Annotated in this window: 21 protein-coding genes; 13 read left to right on the top strand and 8 right to left on the bottom strand. The window is 65.1% G+C overall.

The window, feature by feature from the left end; genetic code table 11:
- Window positions 1-25 precede the first annotated feature (25 nt).
- The 5 genes from ACOZBP_RS01345 to ACOZBP_RS01325 form a co-directional block, all read right to left on the bottom strand.
- Window positions 26-1,447 carry a PQQ-binding-like beta-propeller repeat protein gene (locus ACOZBP_RS01345; protein WP_422674664.1) on the bottom strand — a complete coding sequence of 474 codons (1,422 nt, stop codon included), beginning with the start codon at window positions 1,445-1,447 and terminating at the stop codon, window positions 26-28.
- A gap of 23 nt (window positions 1,448-1,470) precedes the next feature.
- On the bottom strand, window positions 1,471-2,232 hold the full coding sequence (locus ACOZBP_RS01340; protein ID WP_422674663.1) for a tetratricopeptide repeat protein: 762 nt from the start codon (window positions 2,230-2,232) through the stop codon (window positions 1,471-1,473).
- A 145-nt stretch (window positions 2,233-2,377) separates the two neighbouring features.
- Window positions 2,378-2,803: a hypothetical protein gene (locus tag ACOZBP_RS01335; protein ID WP_422674662.1), complete on the bottom strand. Its 426-nt coding sequence runs from the start codon at window positions 2,801-2,803 to the stop codon at window positions 2,378-2,380.
- Window positions 2,793-3,350, bottom strand: a complete 558-nt coding sequence (locus ACOZBP_RS01330; protein ID WP_422674661.1) for an RNA polymerase sigma factor — start codon at window positions 3,348-3,350, stop codon at window positions 2,793-2,795. Before ACOZBP_RS01330 ends, ACOZBP_RS01335 begins: the two co-directional genes overlap by 11 nt.
- Window positions 3,351-3,374: 24 nt before the next feature.
- Window positions 3,375-3,749, bottom strand: a complete 375-nt coding sequence (locus ACOZBP_RS01325; RefSeq protein WP_422674660.1) for a DUF6249 domain-containing protein — start codon at window positions 3,747-3,749, stop codon at window positions 3,375-3,377.
- A gap of 235 nt (window positions 3,750-3,984) precedes the next feature.
- Here ACOZBP_RS01325 and ACOZBP_RS01320 point away from each other — a divergent pair, with 235 nt between their 5' ends.
- Window positions 3,985-4,479 (top strand): hypothetical protein, encoded by a 495-nt coding sequence (locus ACOZBP_RS01320; RefSeq protein WP_422674659.1) that lies wholly within the window; start codon window positions 3,985-3,987, stop codon window positions 4,477-4,479.
- Between the two features lie 11 nt (window positions 4,480-4,490).
- Entirely contained in the window at window positions 4,491-4,730 is a 240-nt protein-coding gene (locus ACOZBP_RS01315) for a DUF2188 domain-containing protein (RefSeq protein ID WP_422674658.1), read from the top strand.
- Here ACOZBP_RS01315 and ACOZBP_RS01310 read toward each other — a convergent pair.
- Together ACOZBP_RS01310 and ACOZBP_RS01305 are read right to left on the bottom strand one after the other, a co-directional pair.
- Window positions 4,727-5,080, bottom strand: coding sequence for an ArsC family reductase (locus ACOZBP_RS01310; protein ID WP_422674657.1), 354 nt, complete (start codon window positions 5,078-5,080; stop codon window positions 4,727-4,729). The two genes, ACOZBP_RS01315 and ACOZBP_RS01310, sit on opposite strands and share 4 nt — an antisense overlap.
- A 153-nt stretch (window positions 5,081-5,233) precedes the next feature.
- Window positions 5,234-5,902 (bottom strand): hypothetical protein, encoded by a 669-nt coding sequence (locus tag ACOZBP_RS01305; protein ID WP_422674656.1) that lies wholly within the window; start codon window positions 5,900-5,902, stop codon window positions 5,234-5,236.
- 132 nt (window positions 5,903-6,034) lie between these two features.
- On the opposite strand from ACOZBP_RS01305, the gene ACOZBP_RS01300 reads away from it, so the two are divergent.
- On the top strand, window positions 6,035-6,418 hold the full coding sequence (locus tag ACOZBP_RS01300; RefSeq protein WP_422674655.1) for a glutathione S-transferase family protein: 384 nt from the start codon (window positions 6,035-6,037) through the stop codon (window positions 6,416-6,418).
- On the opposite strand, the gene ACOZBP_RS01295 is transcribed toward ACOZBP_RS01300, so the two are convergent.
- Window positions 6,415-7,734: an Hsp70 family protein gene (locus ACOZBP_RS01295; protein ID WP_422674654.1), complete on the bottom strand. Its 1,320-nt coding sequence runs from the start codon at window positions 7,732-7,734 to the stop codon at window positions 6,415-6,417. The two genes, ACOZBP_RS01300 and ACOZBP_RS01295, sit on opposite strands and share 4 nt — an antisense overlap.
- 100 nt (window positions 7,735-7,834) lie before the next feature.
- On the opposite strand from ACOZBP_RS01295, the gene ACOZBP_RS01290 reads away from it, so the two are divergent.
- From ACOZBP_RS01290 to ACOZBP_RS01245, 10 genes are all read left to right on the top strand, one after another.
- Window positions 7,835-9,010, top strand: a complete 1,176-nt coding sequence (locus ACOZBP_RS01290; RefSeq protein WP_422674653.1) for a DNA cytosine methyltransferase — start codon at window positions 7,835-7,837, stop codon at window positions 9,008-9,010.
- A gap of 31 nt (window positions 9,011-9,041) precedes the next feature.
- On the top strand, window positions 9,042-12,656 hold the full coding sequence (locus ACOZBP_RS01285) for a hydantoinase B/oxoprolinase family protein (protein ID WP_422674652.1): 3,615 nt from the start codon (window positions 9,042-9,044) through the stop codon (window positions 12,654-12,656).
- A 42-nt stretch (window positions 12,657-12,698) separates the two neighbouring features.
- Window positions 12,699-13,433: a DUF969 domain-containing protein gene (locus ACOZBP_RS01280; RefSeq protein WP_422674651.1), complete on the top strand. Its 735-nt coding sequence runs from the start codon at window positions 12,699-12,701 to the stop codon at window positions 13,431-13,433.
- Window positions 13,430-14,395, top strand: a complete 966-nt coding sequence (locus tag ACOZBP_RS01275; RefSeq protein WP_422674650.1) for a DUF979 domain-containing protein — start codon at window positions 13,430-13,432, stop codon at window positions 14,393-14,395. Before ACOZBP_RS01280 ends, ACOZBP_RS01275 begins: the two co-directional genes overlap by 4 nt.
- Before the next feature lies 1 nt (window position 14,396).
- A complete protein-coding gene (locus ACOZBP_RS01270) occupies window positions 14,397-15,419 on the top strand; it encodes a DUF2891 domain-containing protein (protein ID WP_422674649.1) in 1,023 nt (340 codons plus the stop codon).
- A gap of 273 nt (window positions 15,420-15,692) precedes the next feature.
- Window positions 15,693-16,727, top strand: coding sequence for a UDP-glucuronic acid decarboxylase family protein (locus tag ACOZBP_RS01265; protein WP_422674648.1), 1,035 nt, complete (start codon window positions 15,693-15,695; stop codon window positions 16,725-16,727).
- 234 nt (window positions 16,728-16,961) lie between these two features.
- Complete coding sequence (locus tag ACOZBP_RS01260) at window positions 16,962-18,245, top strand: glycosyltransferase family 2 protein (RefSeq protein ID WP_422674647.1); 1,284 nt, start codon at window positions 16,962-16,964, stop codon at window positions 18,243-18,245.
- Between the two features lie 12 nt (window positions 18,246-18,257).
- On the top strand, window positions 18,258-19,394 hold the full coding sequence (locus tag ACOZBP_RS01255; RefSeq protein WP_422674646.1) for an NAD-dependent epimerase/dehydratase family protein: 1,137 nt from the start codon (window positions 18,258-18,260) through the stop codon (window positions 19,392-19,394).
- Between the two features lie 92 nt (window positions 19,395-19,486).
- Window positions 19,487-20,212, top strand: a complete 726-nt coding sequence (gene bcsS, locus ACOZBP_RS01250) for a cellulose biosynthesis protein BcsS (protein WP_422674645.1) — start codon at window positions 19,487-19,489, stop codon at window positions 20,210-20,212.
- 224 nt (window positions 20,213-20,436) lie between these two features.
- Complete coding sequence (locus tag ACOZBP_RS01245) at window positions 20,437-21,546, top strand: endo-1,4-beta-xylanase (protein ID WP_422674644.1); 1,110 nt, start codon at window positions 20,437-20,439, stop codon at window positions 21,544-21,546.
- The last annotated feature ends 37 nt before the right edge of the window (window positions 21,547-21,583 follow it).

Here is a 21,583-nt window from a genome sequence, read left to right as displayed (position 1 = left end):
TTCTAACTCAAATTCAGAAAAAAGATCAGCGGATGCTGACCAGCTCGCCCTTGTCGGTCAGGACATAGAGGGCGCCGTTGTAGGCGGCAGGAGCGATATAGGCTTCTGCGCCCAGCTTGATGCTGGCCTGCTGTGCGCCCGTCTTCGGATCAAAGGCCACCGCCTCGCCGTCCGAATTGACCAGCACAAGACGGTTGGACGCCAGGATGGGGCCCGACCAGGTCGGACGCACGGTGCGCTTGCCGAAGCCCAGAACGCCGCCTTCCTGGCGGACGCGCCCCTCGTTCAGGTCGCGGGTCCAGTAGACCTGACCCGACTCGCGATTGACCACGGTCAGTTCGCCCGACTTGGACACGACATAGACCACGTCGCCAACCGGCAACGGGGCGTTGACGCCTGCGACCGGCAGGGACCACTTGGCCTGGCCCGAGCGGATATCCATCGATTGCAGGACGCCCGACTGACTGATGGCATAAACGAAGCCGCGGCTGACGACGGGACGGCCGGCGATGTCGCGGATTTCCGACAGGGCGCTGGTGCGGCTGGTCCGCGACAGGACTTCCTGCCAGACGGGTTGGCCGTTCGAAGCGCGCAATGCGACCAGTTCGCCCGAAGAGAAGGGCGCCAGGACCGTGTCCCCGCTGACCGCCGGGCTGGAGGCGCGCATGATACGGGCCGGCTCTGTGATACCGCGATAGGACCAGTCTTGCTGGCCCGTGTTCACGTTGAAGGCGATCAACTGGTTATCGACGTCGATGACGAAGACGCGCTGGCCCGCCACGGTCGGCGCGCCATGGATCGGCAGATCGACACGCGAGGTCCAGACCACAGCGCCGGTCGCGGCGTCCAGGGCCGTCATGCTGCGGTAGCCAGAGGAGACGAAGACCTTGCCGCCGCCGACAGCCACGCCGCCGCCGAAACCGCCGCCCCCTGCACCGCCGCCAAAACCGATTCCGAGGAAGCGCGCGCCCCTGTCGGCCTCGTCGACCTTGACGTCGGCCTTCCAGAGAACGGCCCCGGTGTCGGCGTCAACGGCGGTCACGCCGGCTTCGCCGTCCAGGACAAACACCTTGCCGTTGTCCGCCACGACGGGCGACATGACCTGACGCGTCTTGCTGGAGCCGGCGCCGATGTTGCGCTTCCAGGCGACGGTGAAGTCCGGCGCGGCGATGACGTGTTCGACCGAGTTCTCGGCGTTGCCGCCCGGCTGGGTCCAGGCCGTGGCGGCCTGCGGACCCGGCAGGAAGAAGTCACGTCCCGACAGAGCGGCCGAAGGGGCCAGTTGCTGTTCGAACTCCAGGATCGAAATGCGCTGGCCTTCAGAGGCCTTGGCCACGTCTTCCTTTTGTCCGCCCAGACCGAACGGCAAGGCGTTGCGCACCGTGCCGCAAGAGGCGACGGTCATGGCCAGACCGCACAGAAGGGCGACTTTCAGCGTTCGGTTCATACGGGGCGTCCTGAAAGCGTCGATTACGGGCGAGCGGCGGCGGGCGCCGCTTCGGCAGGAGCGGCGGCGACTGAAGGCTGAGCCGTCGCTGTCGCCGGTTGGGCCACCGCGGCGCGAACAATGGCGCCGAGGCCGGCGGCCGTGCCGGCGTCAACCGCCTGCACGCCCGCCTGGGCGCGTTGGCGGATATCGTCAGGCACGTTCTGCCCCAGTTGCAGCTGGACGAAGATCTGGCGCGCCTCGGCGGTCTTGCCGTGTTGCAGCAGAGCCATGGCCTGGGCTTCCTGAGCGAAGGCGTGCAGCGGGCGCTTATCGTCTGCCAGCGGCTCCAGACGCTTCTGAATGTCTGCCAGCGGGGCCGTGTCCATGAGCAGGAAGGCCGCCTTGATGGCGGCGGCGTCTGCGATAATCGGGTCGCCCGCGGACTTGGCGGCCTCGTCAAACAGCTTGACGGCGTCCTGGGTCTTGTTCGCGGTCACGGCGATGCCGGCCTGCTGCATCAAAGCCAAGGCCTTGTAGGCGCCGTTGCCGGACTTGGCGGCTTCGGCGAAAGCCGCGTCGGCTCCCGACGGATTATTGGCCTCGAGCGCGGTCATGCCGCGATCATAGGCTGCGGAGGCCTTGTCGGCCTGATTCGTCATATAGCTCTGCCAGCCCCACCAGCCCAGGGCCGCCACCAGGGCGACGACCAGCAGACCAGCGCCGATTGGCAGCCAGGTGCGGGCCATACGCTTGTATCGATCGGAGCGAAGCTCCTCCTCGACCTGTTCGAAGACATCAACCACGAAACGTCGCCCCAAAAACCGCTGCCAAGACTGGTCGCTAAACCGGCGCGACCCTAGAGGGTCGTCGCCCCGCCCGCAACGCAGGCATTGCACCGCGACCGGCTTTTTGCAGCAGTAGGTCGCGACTTCGTCAGGAAAACGGCGGTCAGATTTCCTGAGACAGTTTCACCACCCCGGCCGCCAGCAGGGCGACCAGCAACCCGGCCGTGGCCCAGAACAGCTGCATGCCGCCCATGGAGCCCAGGTCCATGCCCGCTACGCCTAGACGATCCAACATGGATTGGACGGCCTGAGCGCCGTCCACGCCAGCCATCGTCAGTCCCTGCCCCGCCGACTGAGCGCCCGCCGAAGCCGATGAAGACGAAGAGGCGAAGTTGAAATCGACGCTCAGGACCTCGCGTACGGCGATGACGCCGCCGACCAGGCCTGCAACCGAGAGGGCCATCGTCCGGAAACGCGAAGACTTGTTCAGTTTCGCGGCCAGGGCGGCCTCGAACTGGGCCGAATCGGCGAAGGCGGGAGCCCGCGCAAACAGACGCTCGATGGCAGGGTCGAACTCATCAACCGACATGGGATGCGCTCCCGTGAGCAACCGGTTCCGGCTGGAGCCGGGCCCGAAGTTTATCCAGACCACGCTTGACATGAGATTTCACCGTTCCAAGCGGCAAATTGATGGCGGCCGCGATTTCGGGATGGGACAAGCCCGCCCCGTGACACAGGGAGACGCACAGGCGTTCCGGTTCAGTCAGCCCCTTCATCGCCTCATCCAGATCCATGCGCCCGACGCTATCGACATTGGGCGCGACGTCGTCGCTCTCTACCTCGGCCACATAGCGAGCATCCTTCGAGCGACGCTTGAGATACAGACGTGCGGCGATCCGCTTGATCCAGGCGCCGAACGTCCCCTCGCCCCGAAACTCGGCGCATTTCTCGAACGCCAGCAGAAAGGCGTCCTGGGCCACGTCGTCGGCCAGGGCGGGTTGCGCCCCCATCCGACGCAGCAGCCCGCGCACCGCCGGACTGTGGCGACGCACCAGTTCCCCGAACTCGCGCCGTCCGCCCGCCGCCGACAGGGCGGCGAGCTCGACATCGTGCAGATCGCGCAAAGGCTTGACCATGACGGTTTCCCCTCCCCGCCCGCCTCAGCCCTTGTTCTTGTTGAAGACGCTCAGGATGATGAAGGCGAGACCGATCATGCCGGGGACGGCGGCCAGACCGACGATGGGGTAAAGAGCGTCCATCTCGGCAAAGCTCATGGCGTAACCGAAGATGGCGATGCCCAGGCTGACCGACAGCATGATGACGCCGACGCGCAGGTCGCGAGCGGCCGTCGCCGGCGGCTTGATATTGTCCTTGCTCAGGGCGTCGATGACTTCCGGCGGAAGCGGCTGGCCCTTTTCGATGGCCGCACGCAGCGTGCCCTGCATTTCCTTGCGTTCCTTGCTCTTCAGCCAGGTCGGCACGATCACGATGGCGCCGATCATGACAAACAGCGCGATGGGAATGAATTCTTCCATGGGTTTCGCCCCTTCTTGAACAGTGGAGCCGAGCGTGACGCTGCGGCCTTCTGATAACAAGAGGCGGCGATCGCGCTGATCAGATGCAGCATCCCGCATGAACTCTTCGTAAGGCGACGAACCTCGTCACCACAGCGTGACTCGACAGCGGCGCGCGGCCGTTCGAACCTGGGGGTGCGGCGTTGTTCGCGCGTGCAGTGACCTTGATCGTTCTTTCCAGACCTAAGGTGTCGCCATGCTGCCTCAACTCTCTGCGCTGGGCTGGTTTCATACGCTTGGCAGTTTGCCCGCCGTGCCCATCGGCCTGATCCTGCTGCTCATTTATGGGCGAATCGATCCTGCGACGCGCCTAGGCAAGGCCTACCTGTTCTTCATGTTCATCGGCGCCATCTCGGCCGTCTTCGTCATCAAGAGCCCGCCGGGGGCAGCGGTCGCGGCGCTCAGCCTGATCTCGCTGACAGTCGGGGCGACCGTGGGCTTCATCAGGCCCCTGGCGCACTATCGCTGGTCGATCGAGACCATTGCGCTCAGCATCTCCTATTTCACCCTGTTGCTGCCCAGCATCACCGAGACGCTGACCCGGCTGCCGGCAGGGACCCCCTTCGCTTCCGGCGTCGAGGACCCGCTGGTCGTCGGCCTCCAGTTGACCCTGCTGGTCCTGCTGATCCTCGGCGTGACCTTGCAGCTTTTGTCCCGCCGTCGCCGCATGTCGCCAACGGCCCTCGCCTGAAGGAAATCCGTGTGACCCGTATCGTTTATCGCATCGTGCCCCACGACGGCGGCTGGGCCTACAAGCTGGGCGACAGCTTCTCCGAGACCTTCGCCACCCACGACGACGCGCGCGCCGCCGCCGTCGCCGTCTCGCGCGAGCAGCAGGTGCCGGACCGCACTTCATGGATCGAGTTCGAGGACACGGCGGGCCAGTGGATCACCGAGCGCGCGGACGGCCACGACCGCCCGGAAACCACGGTCGAGGATTAGGCGCTGAAGACTTCGGCGTAGCGCTCGGGCTTGAACCCCACCAGGGTCCGTCCGTCGCCCAGGTTCAGCACCGGCCGCTTGATCATCGACGGCTGGGCCAGCATCAGGGCGACGGCCTTGCCGGCGTCGAGATCGGTCTTGTCCGCGTCGGGCAGCTTGCGGAAGGTCGTCCCGGCGCGGTTCAGCACCGTTTCCCAGCCATGCTCGGCGATCCAGCGCTCCAGATCGGCCTTGTGGACGCCAGAGACCTTGTAGTCGTGGAAGACGTAGTCGACGCCGTTTTCGTCCAGCCAGATGCGCGCCTTCTTCATCGTGTCACAGGCCTTGATGCCGTACAGGGTGATGGTCATGGCGGCGCTCCCTCGCGTGATGAGGCCGCGATGTCGCATTGGGAGGCGAAGGTCAAATTCCGCCATCTGGTTTGAAACCGATTTCCGCTTCCGCCTCCTAAGCGACGTTCAGCAGACGCGTGTTCGTGCACAGCGATCGGGAAGGCCTGGCGACTACGCGTACACGACGGGTATCATAATGATGACGACATAGATCATCGCCCTGACAAGAGCACCGGCGGCGACCAGCGCAGCCTTGCCTAGCCCGAGACCTAATTGATTTGAGAACCAACGAGTCTGCACGCAGAGGAACCAGATAGCGCCTCCAATCTGGAATGCGTAACCCCAAACGTTATTGATATCTGGCCGGTTGATGATGGAATATCCAGCACCAATTATTATCGCGCATGGGGTGGCCAAATAGCACTGCGCGTAGAATGGCGCACGAAGGGAGCTTCGCGAGAGGCGAATATTCTGGCGCCTCAGAAGCGTGACTGCAGCAACAAGGGGCACAAGACTGAAGGCTAGCGCCCTGAAAGTCGCTATATTTTGAGTTGACGCAAATACGGCTCGACCTAGGCTCGAATTTGGATCGGACGCCTCAACGCGCAATGCGCTCTCGACAAGATGAACCAAGGCGACGGTGACTAACAACAATAACGGCGGCGACAGAGCGTCGTCATAGCGGTGCTCATCGTCGTCTTTCTGCTCGGCATCTGAATAGGCCATCGTGGTCAGCGGGCGCGTGACGATGCGCCAGACGGTCAACGGGTAGAACAACAGCCATGTGGTCGCCTCGAACAGGAACTCTTCGAAACTCCGTAACAGCTTCATGAAATCCATGGCTCGACCCTCAACCCGTGGTGCTGACTGCGTGTCACCATGGCACTGGTTTTACGTAGAGTTCGTTATCAGGGGTGGGCTCAACCAGTGACCGCAACACGCTAGCTTTTCTTCGGAGATGGAGCGTGGGCGATGAAGCAGCGGCGGCGGATCTATTACTCGGCGGCCCAGCGGGCTGAAATCTGGGATCGCGTGGCCGACGCCCTGCGGCCCGACGACCACCGCGATCCTTACGGCGTGGCTGAGGCGAAACGGATGCTGGCCACGTTCTACGCCTGGCTGGACCAACGGCTGGCGGGTCGGGAATGGGCCACCGACGACGGCTTCACCCTGGTTGACTGCGCCGCCGCGCCTGCGCTGTTCTACGCCGACTGGTCGCACCCCATCGATGCGCGCTTCAAGACGCCGAAAGCCTATCGCGCCCGGCTGCTGGCCCGACCGTCGATGACGCGGGCCGTGGACGAGGCCCGGCCCTATCGCGGCTACTTCCCCTTGGGCGCGCCCGACCGGGATTAAGCCGCCTTCTGGCTCCACAGGTCCAGATCAGCCTCACGCCCGATCAGGGCCAGGCCCGAGGCGATGGATTCGAACTCGCCGCCGGTCTCGATGCGGTCGGCGCCGAAGCGGCGGATGAAGATGTCGCGCACGGCCGGCACGAAGGAGGTGCCGCCAGTCAGGAAGACGCGGTCGATCTGTGCGCCGTCCAGGCCCGACTGGGCCATAGCCTCATCGACCGCCGCCTCCATCGCCTGCAGTTCCGGCGCGATCCAGCCTTCGAAGTCGGCCCGCCTGACCGGCTTTTCGATCCGCACCGATCCGGCGATGAAGGAGAAGACCGCCTCTTCGTCCCGCGACAGGGCTTCTTTCAGGCCCGAGACGGCGCGGTACATGGCGTAGCCGTGGTTGTCGTCCAGCACCTCGATCAGGCGTTCGATCTTCTCCGGCTCCAACGCCGTCGAGGCCAGACCGCGAATGTCGCGCATATCCTTCGACGCCCGCAGCAAGGCCAGTTGATCCCAGCGGGCGAAGGCGCTGTAGTAGCGTTGCGGGATCGGCAAGCGGTTGTCGAAGGCGCGGTACAGGCTGCCCTTGCCCAGTTCCGGCGAGACCAGTTGGTCGATGATCCGATAGTCGAAGGCGTCGCCCGCCACGCCCACGCCCGAGCGCGCCAGCGGCGTCGCCTTCAGCGCGCCGTCGGCTCGTTCGAACCGCACGATGGAGAAGTCGCTGGTGCCGCCGCCGAAGTCGGCGACCAGGACATTGGCGTCCTGTTTCAGCTCGCGCGCAAAGAAGAAGGCCGCGCCGACCGGCTCATAGGCATAACGGATGTCGGTGAACCCCAGACGGGCGAAGGCCGCCTCATAGCGTTCCAGCGCCAGGGCCTCGTTCGGATTGCCCCCCGCAAACGTCACAGGCCGCCCGACGATGATGCGCGGCGGCAGGTCATTCATCGCCCCGTCCGCATGATGCTTCAGCCGCAGCAGGAAGGCCGACAGCAGGTCCTCGAAGCGATAGCGGCGGTTATCAATCCGCGTCTCGGTGAAGGCGGCGCTGGCGGCGAAGGTCTTGAACGACTGGATGAAACGGGTGTCCAGCGGGTCCTCGACATAGGCGTCGATGGCCCAGGGCCCGGCCTCGATGACCCGCTCGGGCGAGCCGCCGTCGCGGGCCTCATGCAGTTGGAAGCTCAGCGCCGAGCGGAAGGCGAACAGGTCCTTCTCCTCCGCCTGGAACCGCACCAGGGTCGCCGGGCCGTCGCCGTGGGTCAGCGACACCACCGTATTGGTCGTGCCGAAGTCGATGCCGATGGTGGCGGGCGTCGCGGACGTCATGGGAAAACCTGCGGGGAGAGGGCCGGGGTTCGTAGCCCCCTGCCCGCTGGCGTCAAGAGCGAGCGTGGAAATGGCGGCCCGCCTGGGTCACAGTGCCGGGATGCGCGATTCGTCCCCTTCCGCCCCCAGCTTCTATGAGTTCTTCGCCGGCGGCGGCATGGTTCGTGCAGGTCTGGGGCCGGACTGGACCTGCCTGTTCGCCAATGATTTTGACGCGAAGAAGGGCTTTTCCTATCAGGCCAACTGGGGAACGGGAGGCGAGCTGACGGTCGGCGATATTCGCGCGCTGGAGGCCGCGCAACTGCCGGGGACCGCGGATCTGATCTGGGGCTCCTTCCCTTGTCAGGACCTGTCGCTGGCGGGCGTCGGCGCGGGCCTGGACGGCGAGCGGTCCGGCACCTTCTATTCCTTCTGGAAGCTGATCCACGGCCTGATCGCAGAGGGCCGCGCGCCCCGCATGGTGACGGTCGAGAACGTCTGCGGCGCCCTGACCTCGCATGGCGGCAAGGACTTCGAGGCCATCTGCCGCACCTTCGCCGAGGCGGGCTATCGCTACGGCGCCCTGGTCATCAACGCCGACCTGTTCGTGCCGCAGTCGCGCCCGCGCCTGTTCGTCATCGGCGTCCACGCCGAGGTCGAGGTCGCACCCGAGCTGCTGTCGCCGGAACCTATCGAGCCCTTCCACACCCGCGCCCTGCGCCGCGCGGTCGGCAACCTGCCTGATGATGTGCGCGACAATCTGCTGTGGTGGAACGTGCCGACGCCGGAGCGACGCATCGCCGTCTTCGCCGACATCATCGAGGAGCGCCCGACCAGCGTCGCCTGGCACACGCCGCTTGAGACGAAAAAGCTGCTCGACATGATGTCGCCGGTCCATCTGGCCAAGGTCGAAGCCGCCAAGCGCGCCGGACGACGCATGGTCGGCGGCGTCTATCGCCGCACCCGCGTGGACGACACCGGCGCCAAGGTTCAGCGCGCCGAAGTCCGCTTTGACGACGTCGCCGGCTGCCTGCGCACGCCTTCGGGCGGGTCCAGCCGTCAGGTCATCCTGGTGGTCGAGGGTCGCCGCATCCGTTCGCGTCTTATCTCGGCGCGCGAGACGGCCCGGCTGATGGGGCTGAAGGACAGCTATGTCCTGCCCCGGCAATACAGCGACGCCTATCACCTGACCGGCGACGGGGTGGCGGCGCCGGTGGTCCGGCATCTGGCGGAACATGTGTTCGAGCCGATGGTTCACGGCGCGGCCGTCGCCCTCGGCGGCGTTCAGGCCGCCTGACCGCCGCCTTCAATCGACAGGACAGACGATCATGACCGCGTGGCGTTTCTGGATTGATCGTGGCGGCACCTTCACCGACATCGTCGCCCGCGCGCCGGACGGGGGCTTGCAGACCGGCAAGCTGCTGTCGGTCAATCCCGAGCAGTACGCCGACGCCGCCGTCGAGGGCATTCGCCGCATCCTGAAGGCCCCGCCTGGTCCGCTGGCGGCAGGGCTGGTGGACGAGGTGCGGATGGGCACCACGGTGGCGACCAACGCCCTGCTGGAACGCAAGGGCGAGCCGACCCTGCTGGCCATCACCGCCGGCTTTGGCGACGCACTGAGGATCGGCTGGCAGGCCCGACCTGAACTGTTCGTTCGCCACATCGTGCTGAACGATCAGCTCTATGACCGCGTAATCGAGATCGACGAGCGGGTGACCGCCGACGGCGCGCTGGATCGGCCGCTGGACGAGGACAGGGCGCGGGCCGATCTGACGGCGGCCTATGCCTCGGGCTTGCGGGCCGTCGCCATCGTCCTGGTCCACGGCTGGCGTTTCACCGCCCATGAGACGCGGCTGGCCCAGATCGCGCGCGAGGTCGGCTTCGAACAGGTCTCGGTCAGTCATGAGGTCGGAGCCCTGATCAAGCTGATCGGGCGAGGCGACACCACGGTGGCGGACGCCTATCTGTCGCCCATCCTGCGCGCCTATGTCGATCGGGTTGGTGCGGACCTGGGCGAGGCGACGCCTTTGCAGTTCATGCAGTCGTCGGGCGGGCTGACGGCGGCCGGCGCCTTTAGGGGCAAGGACGCCATCCTGTCGGGACCAGCGGGCGGCGTGGTCGCCATGGCCGAGACGGCGAAAGCCGCCGGGTTCGACCGCGTCATCGGCTTCGACATGGGCGGCACCTCGACCGATGTGTCTCATTTTGCTGGAGATTATGAGCGGACTTCCGACGCCGTGGTCGCCGGGGTGCGGTTGCGGGCGCCCATGTTGAGCATTCATACGGTGGCGGCGGGCGGCGGCTCCATCTGCCGGTTTGACGGCGGACGGTTGCGGGTCGGGCCAGAGTCCGCCGGGGCTGTGCCGGGACCGGCCGCCTATCGTCGCGGCGGGCCGCTGACGGTGACGGACTGCAACGTCATGCTGGGCAAGCTGAGCCCCGACTTCTTCCCCGCCGTCTTCGGCCCTAAGGCCGATCAGCCGCTGGACGCGGACGCCGTACGCTCCAGGTTCGAGGAGATGGCCGCCGAGGTCACCGCAGCCACAGGCCGCGCCACGACCCCGGGAGCCCTGGCCGAGGGCTTTGTTACCATCGCCGTGCAGAACATGGCCGAGGCGATCCGGTCGATCTCGATCCAGCGCGGTTATGACGTCACCCGCTATGTGCTGAACTGCTTCGGCGGGGCGGGCGGGCAGCACGCCTGTCTGGTGGCGGACGCCCTGGGCATGACCAGGGTGCTGCTTCATCCCTTCGCCGGCGTGCTGTCGGCCTACGGCATGGGTCTGGCCGAGGTGCGCGCCATCCGCCAGACGACCGTGGCGGCGCCGGCGACGAGCGATCAGGACGCGGGCCTGGCCGACCGCATGGCAGAACTGGCCCAGGCGGCGCGGGCCGATCTGGAGGCGCAAGGCTTCGCCGCCGAGGCCGTCTCGACCCTCGCGCGCGCCGAGGTCAAGTTCGCCGGATCGGACACGCCTCTGACCGTCCCCTTCGGTCCCGCCGACGCCATGGCCGAGGCGTTCGAGGCCCTGCACCGCCGTCGCTTCGGTTTCTTCGCACAGGGCAAGGCTCTGATCGTCGAGACGCTGGAGGTCGAGGCCGTCGGCCGCTCGGTTCAGGCGCCGTCGACGCCGCTCGGGGCCAGCGCCGCCGAATTGACCGCGGTCGCGCAATTGACCGTCCGCATGGCAGGCGAGAACCATGACACGCCCGTCTATCGCCGCGACGCCCTGACGCCGGGCGTCGCCGTGGACGGCCCGGCTGTCCTGCTGGAGGACACCGGCACCACCGTGGTCGAGCCCGGCTGGCGCGCCTCGGTCGATGCGGCGGCCAACCTGCTGCTGGAGCGGCTCGTCGCCCTGCCCGCCCGCACCGCCATTGGCACCGACGTCGACCCCATCATGCTGGAGGTGTTCAACAGCCGCTTCATGGCCTGCGCCGAACAGATGGGCGAGGCCCTGCGCGCCACCGCCTATTCGGTGAACATCAAGGAGCGTCTGGACTTCTCCTGCGCCGTCTTCGACGCGGGCGGCGCCCTGATCGCCAACGCGCCGCACATTCCGGTGCACCTGGGCTCGATGGGCGAGAGCATTCGCACCGTCATCGCCTCGCGCGGCGCGGGCGTAGACGGGCGCGGCATGAAGCCGGGCGACGTCTATATGCTGAACGCCCCCTACAACGGCGGCACCCATCTGCCCGACATCACTGTCATCATGCCGGTGTTCCTGGACGCCGACGACGCGCCCGCCTTCTTCGTCGCGGCGCGCGGCCACCATGCCGACGTGGGCGGGATCACGCCGGGCTCCATGCCCGCCTCGTCGCGCACGGTGGACGACGAAGGGGTGCTGATCGACGACTTCCTGCTGGTGGACGCCGGCCAGCTTTGCGAGGCCGAGACGCGGGCTCTGTTCGCCTCGGGTCCCTGGCCGTCGCGCAATGTCGACCAGAACCTGGCCGACCTTAAAGCCCAGGTCGCGGCCTGCACGCGCGGCGCCGACGAACTGCTCCGCATGACCGGCGAGTTCGGCCGCACCGTCGTCTCTGCCTATATGGGCCACGTCCAGGACAACGCCGAGGAAGCCGTACGCCGCGCCATCGCTGCACTGAAACCCGGGGCCTTCGCCTATGAGATGGACGACGGCGCCGTCATCCGCGTCCGCATCGACGTGGATGTCGCGAACCGCAGCGCGGTCGTGGACTTCACCGGGACCAGCGACCAGTTGCCGACCAATTTCAACGCCCCGCTGTCGATCGCACGGGCGGCCACCCTCTATGTCTTTCGCACCCTGGTGGACGACGCCATTCCGTTGAACGAGGGCTGCCTGAAGCCCATCGACCTGATCGTGCCGGAAGGGTCGATGCTGAACCCGCGCTATCCGGCCGCCGTCGTCGCCGGCAACGTCGAGACCAGTCAGGCCGTGGTGGACACGCTGTACGGCGCGCTGGGCGTCATGGCCTCCAGCCAGGGGACGATGAACAACTTCACCTTCGGCGACGAGGCGCGTCAGTATTACGAGACCATCGCCGGGGGCTCGGGCGCCGGGCCGGGTTTCGACGGGACCAGCGCGGTCCAGACCCACATGACCAACAGCCGCCTGACCGATCCCGAGGTGCTGGAGACCCGCTTCCCCGTCCTGCTCGAGGAGTTCTCGATCCGGCGCGGCTCGGGCGGCGCCGGGCGCTGGCATGGCGGCGACGGGACGGTACGGCGCGTTCGGTTCCTGGAGCCGATGACCGCCGCCATCCTGTCCAACCACCGCCGCGTGCCGCCCTTTGGCGTCGAGGGCGGCGAGCCGGGTGCCGTCGGGGTGAACCGGGTCGAACGAGCCAGCGGCGCGGTCGAACCTCTGGCCGCCACCGCCGAGGTCGCCATGCAGGTGGGCGACGTCTTCGTCATCGAAACGCCCGGCGGCGGCGGTTTTGGCGCAAAAGACGCTTCCTGAGCCGACCGAACGGCGCAACCCTTCGTTCGGGGAGGACGAACCATGCTGGTGCTTCTGGGGATCTTGATCGTGGTTGCGGGCTTTGTCGCCCGGATCAATCCACTGGTCGTCATTCTGGTCGCGGCCATCGCGACCGGAGTGCTGGCGGCGGTCGGGCCGGGCGTGGACGCTCGGGGCTTGATGATGGCCGGGATCGACACGATTGCGCGCTTTGGTCAGGCCTTTAACGACAACCGCTACTTCCACATCACCTGGCTGGTGCTGCCGGTCATCGGCCTGCTGGAGCGGGCCGGTCTGCAAGAGCGGGCGCGAGATCTGGTGACCAAGGTCAAGGCGGCGACGGCCGGGCGGCTGATGCTGATCTATCTGCTGGTGCGTCAGGCGACGTCTGCCCTGGGCCTGACCTCGCTGGGCGGCCACCCACAGATGGTGCGTCCCCTGATCGCCCCCATGGCCGAAGGCGCGGCCGAGACCCAGCACGGTGCCCTGACTGACAAATCCCGCTTCCGCATCCGCGGCATGGCGGCCGGCACCGACAACATCGGGCTCTTCTTCGGCGAGGACATCTTCATCGCCATCGGCTCCATCGTCCTGATCGTCGGCTTCCTGGAACAGGCCGGCATCCGGGTCGAAGCCCTGCACGTCTCGCTGTGGGCCATCCCCACCGCCATCGTCGCCTTCCTGGTCCACGGCGCGCGGTTGCTGATGTTCGACCGACAGGTGAAGAAGGACATGGCCGTGCCGGATGTCGCCGAAGACGCGGAAGCCGGCCGATGATCACGCTGGAACACGCCTATATCGCCACCGGCCTGATGTTTGCGGCCTTCTCCATCCTAAGCCTGCGCGACCCCCTGAACCCGACGCGGTTCCGCAGCGCCCTGTTCTGGGGGCTGATCGCCCTGTCGATGCTGTTCGGCAGTTGGCTGGGCGGATTGGGCAACGGTCTGCTGGTCATCGCCCTTGTCGTCATCGGCGCCAGTGGAAAGCTGGGCGTCGGCAAGCCCGCCACCACGACCTTCGAGCAGCGTCAGGCCAGCGCCGCCCGCTGGAAGAACGCTCTGTTCGTCCCCGCCCTGATGGTGCCTCTGGTGGCCGTCGGCGGCACATTGCTGGCCAAGCATACGCCCGCCGGGGCCTGGCTGATCTCGCCGGTGCAGACGACCCTGATCTCGCTGGGACTGGGCTGCGTCGTCGCCCTGGTCGCCGCCATGGTCTGGTTCCGCCCGCCGGTGATGGCCCCGGTGCAGGAGGGACGGCGCCTGATGGACTCCATCGGCTGGGCCGCCTTGCTGCCGCAGATGCTGGCCTCGCTGGGCGCGGTGTTTCTGGCCGCCGACGTGGGTCAGGTGGTCGGGGATCTGATTGCGCGGGTTATTCCCATGACCTCGGCCTTCCTCGCCGTCTTCGCCTATTGCGCGGGCATGGCCCTGTTCACCGTCATCATGGGCAACGCTTTCGCGGCCTTCCCCGTCATGACCGCCGCCATCGGCCTGCCCATTGTGGTGCACCAGTTCGGCGGCGATCCCGCCATCGTCTGCGCCATCGGCATGCTGGCCGGCTTTTGCGGGACGCTGATGACGCCCATGGCGGCCAACTTCAATGTGGTGCCCGCCAACCTGCTGGAGTTGCCCGACCGCAACTCGCCTTTGAACGGGGTCATCCGCGCCCAGATCCCCACCGCGGCCATCATGCTCGTGGCCAATATGCTGCTGATGTATTTCCTGGCCTTCAGGTTCTGACATGACCCAGATCGACATCACCCTCGCCTCGCGCTTCGCCGCCACGGCGCTGGGCCACGTGACGCGCGAATACCCCAACCACGTGATGCACGTGCTGACCGGGCCGCAGGACGCCCGCACGCCGCGCGACATGCATCCGATCTTCTTCGGCAGCTTTGACTGGCATTCCTGCGTCCACGGCTGGTGGACCCTGTTCACCCTCTATCGCCTGTATCCCGACATGGCCGAGACGGCGCAGATCCGCGCCCAGGCCGACAGCCTGTTCACGGCCGAAAATGTCGCGGGCGAAGCCGCCTATCTGGCGCGCCCCGAAAGTCGCGGGTTCGAGCGCCCCTACGGCTGGGCCTGGCTGCTGATGCTGGCCGCCGAACTGGAACGCCACGACACAGACGAAGGCCGCCGCTGGGCCGAGACCTTGAGACCGCTGACTCACGTCTTCGCCGAGCGGTTCAAGGCCTTCCTGCCGCTGGCCGATTATCCGGTGCGGACGGGGACCCATTACAACACCGCCTTCGCCCTGCGGCTGACGCTGGACTACGCCGACACGCACGACGCCGATCTGGCGGCCGCCTGTCGCGCAGCGGCCCTGCGGTGGCACGCCGGAGACCGCGACTGTCAGGCCTGGGAGCCGTCGCAGGACGAGTTCCTGTCGCCGGCCCTGATGGAGGCGGCGCTGATGCGACGCGTCCTGCCCGCCTCCGACTTTTGGGCCTGGTTCGACACCTTCCTGCCAAATCTCGGCGAGGGGCGTCCGGCAACGCTGCTGTCCCCGGCCCGCGTCAGCGATCGAACCGACGGCAAGATCGCCCACCTGGACGGCCTGAACCTGAGCCGCGGCTGGTGCTGGCGCGAGATTATTGCGGGATTGCCGGCTGACGACGCGCGCCGCGGGGTGGGCGGGACAGCAGCAGCGATCCATCTTGATAGCGCCCTGCCTCATGTCACGGGCGACTATATGGGGGAACACTGGCTGGCCAGCTTCGCGCTGTTGGCTCTGCTGACAGAGTCCTCACCCGTGGTTTGAAACGGGACCTACGCGCCCGACAACACCCCCTGCCTCTAACGGTTTCAGGCTCTCGCTGAGCCTGAACAGGCCATACGCGCTGTCGACAATAATGCGCGCAGCGAAGCTTCGCCGCATTTACGTCAGAATTGAGCGGAACTCAATTTCGCCATCTTGGTTAACAGGTTCTTAACGTCCCGCTTACGCTGGTCCAAGATTCGCGTTCCAGATGAATGAAGTCGTCACCCGTAAAGAAACGAATTAGAAATTGTTGATCACTTGAGGTCGTAAGAGATGGTTGAAAATCGTCATTTCTACAATCGTCATGAAAACTATGCCGAACCCGCGGCAGCTGTAATTGCAGTCGCTGGAGGAGCCGGTTTTCTCGGGTCTCATCTCTGCACCAAATTGATCGAAGGCGGTCACTCGGTATTCTGCATCGACAACTTCCACACCGGAAGACCCCAGAATGTCGATCACCTCAGCCTGTCAGGTCGCTTCACGCTCATTCAACACGATATCAACGACACCTTTCCGCCAGATATTCCATCGCTCGATCAAATATATAATCTGGCGTGTCCAGCATCGCCGGTTCACTATCAATATGATCGCGTCAAGACGGCCCTGACATGCTCTCTAGGGACCTTGAATCTCCTGAAAAGAGCCGCCGATGACAAGGCGCGTTTCTTCCAGGCATCGACATCTGAGATCTATGGCGACCCTGAGGTTCACCCCCAGACCGAGAGTTATAGGGGCAACGTCAACACCGTCGGGCCCCGATCCTGCTACGATGAAGGCAAGCGGTTCGCCGAGACCCTGGTGACGGACTTCGGCGCGCAGCACGGGCTGACGACGCGGATCGTGCGTATCTTCAACACCTACGGTCCCCGCATGCATCCTGATGATGGACGCGTGGTCTCCAACTTCATCGTCCAGGCCCTCCTGGGCGAAGACATCACCATCTACGGTAGCGGCGAGCAGACCCGCTCGTTCTGCTTCGTCGATGATCTGATCGAGGGTTTCGTTCGACTGATGAACGCGGAGTCCGGCATCGACGGCCCCATCAATATCGGCAATCCGAACGAAACCACCGTCAATCAACTGGCCGCTCAAATTCTCGCCATGGCCGGATCAAGATCCCAGATCGTCCACCATCCCCTTCCGGTAGATGATCCTCGCCGCCGCAAGCCCGACATTTCCAGCGCGCTGGCGCGCCTGAATTGGTCGCCGCAGGTCCCTCTGCAAGACGGCCTTGCCAAGACAATCTCCTACTTCATGGAAGAAATGAGCAACAGCGGCCGAAGCGCTACCAGCGCCATGGCCTCGTGAAGCAAGTGCAATCTTGAGAGATAATATCGACGCGACTGAGACGACATCAGTTCAACACGAAAATCCTGGGCGGGCCTTTCGATGCAAAATTATGGCAGTACGACAATTTTGATATGGCTGTTCACCATATCACAACTGCTCTATCTCGCATGCTTTCTGATTGAACTCTATTTCCGCTCCTTGCGCGTCAACACCGTGGACATGGACGACCCGCTTCCGGCTACGGAGGCGGAGATGCCCTTTATCATCCTGCTCTACCCGGTCCTGCGCGAGCTCGAGCGCACGATGGAGACGACGTTCACAGCCCTGGCCAAGCTCGACTACCCGACAAGTCGCTATCGGGTTGTCGCCATTCCCAACGCCGATGATCGTGACACAGTGGCCAGCCTGGAACGGTTGAGAGCGAAGTTTCCCTTCGTCGAAGTCATGGAGATCCCCCCGACGACAGATTCACGGTGGGACATCGTGTGGAACGCGTGGGACGCCAATCCCAAGGCCTACTGGTGGCACAGCGGCAAGCGCGCCGGCGTCAAGGACCTCCCGCCCAAGAAGACCCGCCAGTTGATATACGCCCTCTATCAGGTAGCCGAGACGCATCGCGACAAGACCAATCTCACGATTGACTATATCGACGCCGACAGCTGCCCGCCCGCCGACCACTTCAAGGCGGCCGCTATCGGGCTGCAGAAATACGACGTGCTCCAGGCCCGCAATGTCGCCGGCAACCTGAAGGCCAGCCTGGCCGCCGCCCTCCACGCCTTCGACCACATGACCTGGGACGGCGCCAAGTACGGCCACCTGTCAGACCCCAGGCAACCTTTCTGGGTGCTGGGCAAGGGTCTCTTCTTCAAGGTCGATGACCTGATCACGCTCGGCGGCTTCCATCCGTGGATCACGATCGAGGATCCGGAGGTGGGCGAACGCTTCTGGAAGAACGGCAAGACCCTGGGCATCATCGACAGCTCCCTGATCGAGGAGGTTCCCGAAACCTTCAGCGAAGGCATCACGCAGCGAAAACGCTGGGTGGCCGGCTTCTTCCAGAGCCTCGGCACGCCTTTGAAGGAGATGGATTTCACCTTCGGCGAGCGTATGCGGGCCTGGACCAACTTTCTGCCCTGCATGTCGCTGTGGGTGAACACGCTCGGCATCCCGCTGGGCATCTGGGCGGTGGGGCGGTCCTTCGTAGGAGACGGCTTCCTGCCGACGTGGCTGGTGGCGTTGGGCGTGTTCAACATCGCCGCCTTCACCCTCATGATGGTCGGCCTCTACATGCGGACATGGACGCGAACTGGCCTGGTTCTGGAACGGACAACCGACCGCGTCATCTACATGCTGATGGTCAACCCCGTCTTCGTGATGGTCTGGTGGTGCGTCTGGATCATCCCGCTCACCCTGGGTTTCGTCATGTACCTGAAGGACAGCGGTCAGGTCTGGCAGCGCACCGAAAAGATCGACGCCAACAATACGCTCGTGCGGTCAAAGCTGGACCAGTTCGGCGTGCTTCCTCACCATCACTAGGCGGACAAGATCATGGACAAGCATATCCTGATCACTGGCGGAGCAGGCTTCATCGGCTCGCATCTGGCGGACGCCATGCTGGCGCGCGGCTACCGGGTGAGCGTGCTCGACAGCCTTTCGCCCCAGGTGCACGGTGACGGCGAGATGGGTTCGGACGGCTGGCCGACCTACCTCGCCCCCGACGCCCGTCGCATCAAGGGCGACCTTCTGGACGAGGGCGTATTCGAAGCCGCGCTGGAAGGGGTGACGCACCTGGCCCACCTCGCCGCCTCGGTCGGCGTCGGGCAGAGCATGACCAACATCGTCGACTACACGCGCAACAACGTCATGACGGCGGCCGTCATGCTGGAGACGCTGTCGCAGAAGCCGCACAGGGTGGAGCGGATCGCCGTAGCGTCGTCCATGTCGATCTATGGCGAAGGCGACTACATCCGCCCGTCCACCCATGCACGCGTGACAGCGGATGTACGGCCGCACGAGCAACTCGAAGCCCGCCAGTGGGAGGTTATGATCGACGGCGAGGAGTTGGAGCCCGTCCCCACAACGGAGGAAAAGCTGCTGCAACCCAACTCCATCTACGCCGTAAACAAGCGCGACCACGAAGAGATGTTTCTCTCGGTCGGCAGAGCCTTGCAAATTCCAACCGTCGCCCTGCGCCTGTTCAACGCCTATGGCTCGCGCCAGGCGCTGAGCAATCCCTACACCGGCGTCGCCGCGATCTTTATCGCCCGCCTGCTGAACGACCAGCCGCCCCTGGTGTTCGAGGACGGCCGTCAGATGCGTGACTTTGTCCACGTCAAGGACGTGGCGCGCGCCTTCGCCACTGTCCTCGACAGCCAGCGCGAGACCTGGGACGTTTTCAACGTCGGCAGCGGCGCCCCGATTTCGGTGAACGAGATCGCCGGCGTCCTGGCGCGGCTGCTGGGCAAGAATATCGCTCCGGAAGTTCTGAATCGCTTCCGCGTCGGAGACATTCGTCACTGTTTCGGCGACATCTCGAAGATTGAGCGCGCCTATGGCTTCAAACCCGAACGCGACATGGTGACGGGAATGGAGGAACTGATCGCCTGGGTGGGGCGCACCAAGCGTCCCGTCGACCGGAGCGCTGAATGTCTGGCCGAACTCTCGCGAGGAAAATTGGTCGTCTGAAACTATTAACCAAAGTGATGCAGCGTATTTGAAGCGCCTTCCTCTGCGTCGAAAGCAATACGACGCATCGATACTATCGTTAGGGAAAGTTCATGACCGTCCAACCGCGTCGCCTCGCATCGAAATCGGCCGTCGCCGCAGCCTTGGCTGCCCTGGGCGCAGCGAGTTGGAGTGAAACCGCGGCGGCGCAAAGCGACGTGACCATCTTCGCCGGCGGCAAACTGGATGTCGCAGATTCCGCCTATGCCGGCGCTGCCGTCGGATTGCCGGGTTCCGTTGACGGCAAGGGCTGGGCCGTACGCGGCTCTATCTATACGGGCGGCTACGAATACGAGAGCGGAGCGACCACGATCGACGCCGATTTCACCGGCGGTCAGGCGGAACTGGTCTATCGCTTCGGGTCAGGGGCCACCTGGGGCAGCGTGGGCGCGGGCTATCGCTATGTCGACACCGACCTCAGTCCGGCCGACCCCGGCAACCGTCGCGACGGCGGACAGGGCGAGATGATCGTCAGCCTGGACGGTGGCCACGTCAGCGGCCCCTGGCGGGTCGATTGGTACGGGTCGTACGGCTTCCGCCTCGATGACTATGATGCGCTCGTCAGCCTGACGCATACTGTCGGAAGCTCTGACCGCGTCCGAGCAGGACTCGAAGTCGCCGCCGACGGAGACTCCAACTACAGCGCCTATCACATTGGGCCTGTTGTCGGTTTCAAGATCGGCGACCGGGCGGAATTCCAGATTTCAGCAGGCCTCAGCGACGGGGATGATCGCGGATCGGACGGCTACGTTCGCGTGGGCTTCTATCGCAGCTTCTAGCCTCGAGAACAGTTCGTTTCCGCGCGGGACATTGTCGGCGGACCATTCTATAATGGTCCGCATGCTCGCCTGCTGAAGCGAGAAGATTGTAGCCGCGCTCGAGATACCCGCGGCAATCGTTAACCCGACGTTATATCCGGGCATCTTAAGAACTCCGCTCACTCTTCTCCCTCCCTGAGAAGGCTAGGCGTGGTATGCTGACGCTTCCGTCGCGACGTTCTGTAATGACCAGTCTGGCGCTGGCGCCCGTGCTGACCGTTGCGCCGCACGGAGCCTGGGCTGAAGGCGAAGGCGCACGCACCCGCCATCCGTCGACGCCGCCGTCTCCCTCCCTGTCTCAGGCCGCACGTAGCGGCGGTCGATACTACGGGGCGGCCGCTCGCGCAGATCACTTGCGCCAGGACAAGGCTCTTCGCGCCGCCATCCTGCGCGACTGCGAAGTGCTGACGCCCGAAATCCATTTGAAATGGAATTCACTCGAGTGGCGCAAAGGGCAGTTTAACTTCGCGCCCGTCGACGATCTTCTGGCCTTTTCCGACGAGAACGGCCTGCGCGTGCGCGGCCACACCCTGCTCTGGGACCAGAGCACGCCCGACTGGGCCAAGCGCGAAATGCTCGCGCATCGCGACTGGCGATTGATGGCGGAGCATTTCTCCCGGGTGCTCGGTCGTTACGCGCCTCGCATCGACGAATGGGACGTGATCAACGAGCCGATCGACACGGTAGCAGGCGCACATACCCTGCGGCGCAACACCTTTTTCCGGGCCTTCGGGGCCACCTACATCGAGCGAGCGATGGAGGAAGCGCGAGCGCATGCGCCACAAGCGCATCTGGTTATCAACGACTACGGCTTCGAGTACGCCAACCCCGTCGACAAGGCGCGGCGTCAGGCCTTCGTGGCCTTGATGCGACGTCTGCGGGCGGCGCACGTGCCGCTGGACGGCGTCGGGGTGCAAGCCCACCTTGACCTGTCCAAGGGACCGATCGACAGGGTCGGCTTGCAGGAAATGACCAAGGCCCTGATCGACCTTGGCCTGGACATCACTGTGACCGAACTCGACGTCAAGGAAACGGAAGCCAGCGCTCCAACCCTCGCTCGCGACCAGAAGGTCGCCGATGAAACGCGCCGCTATCTGGACGTCATGCTCGCCTTCCCCGAGGTCCGCGGCGTGGTGACCTGGGGCCTCACCGACAAGTTCTCGTGGCTGACCGAGCAGGTCGACGCTCGCGTCCGCGCCGCCAGAGGCGTCAACAGAGGCCTGCCCTACGACGACGCCTACAGCCCCAAGCCCATGTATTGGGCCCTGGCCGACACCCTGCGCACCAGCGCCTAGGCATGACGATCGGAATCGCCGCCGGACGCGTCTGGCC

Source organism: Brevundimonas sp. NPDC058933, from assembly GCF_049315965.1.
Lineage (GTDB): Bacteria > Pseudomonadota > Alphaproteobacteria > Caulobacterales > Caulobacteraceae > Brevundimonas.
The sequence above is the reverse complement of the archived record's forward strand: the minus strand, read 5'-3'. Positions and strand labels throughout refer to the sequence as shown.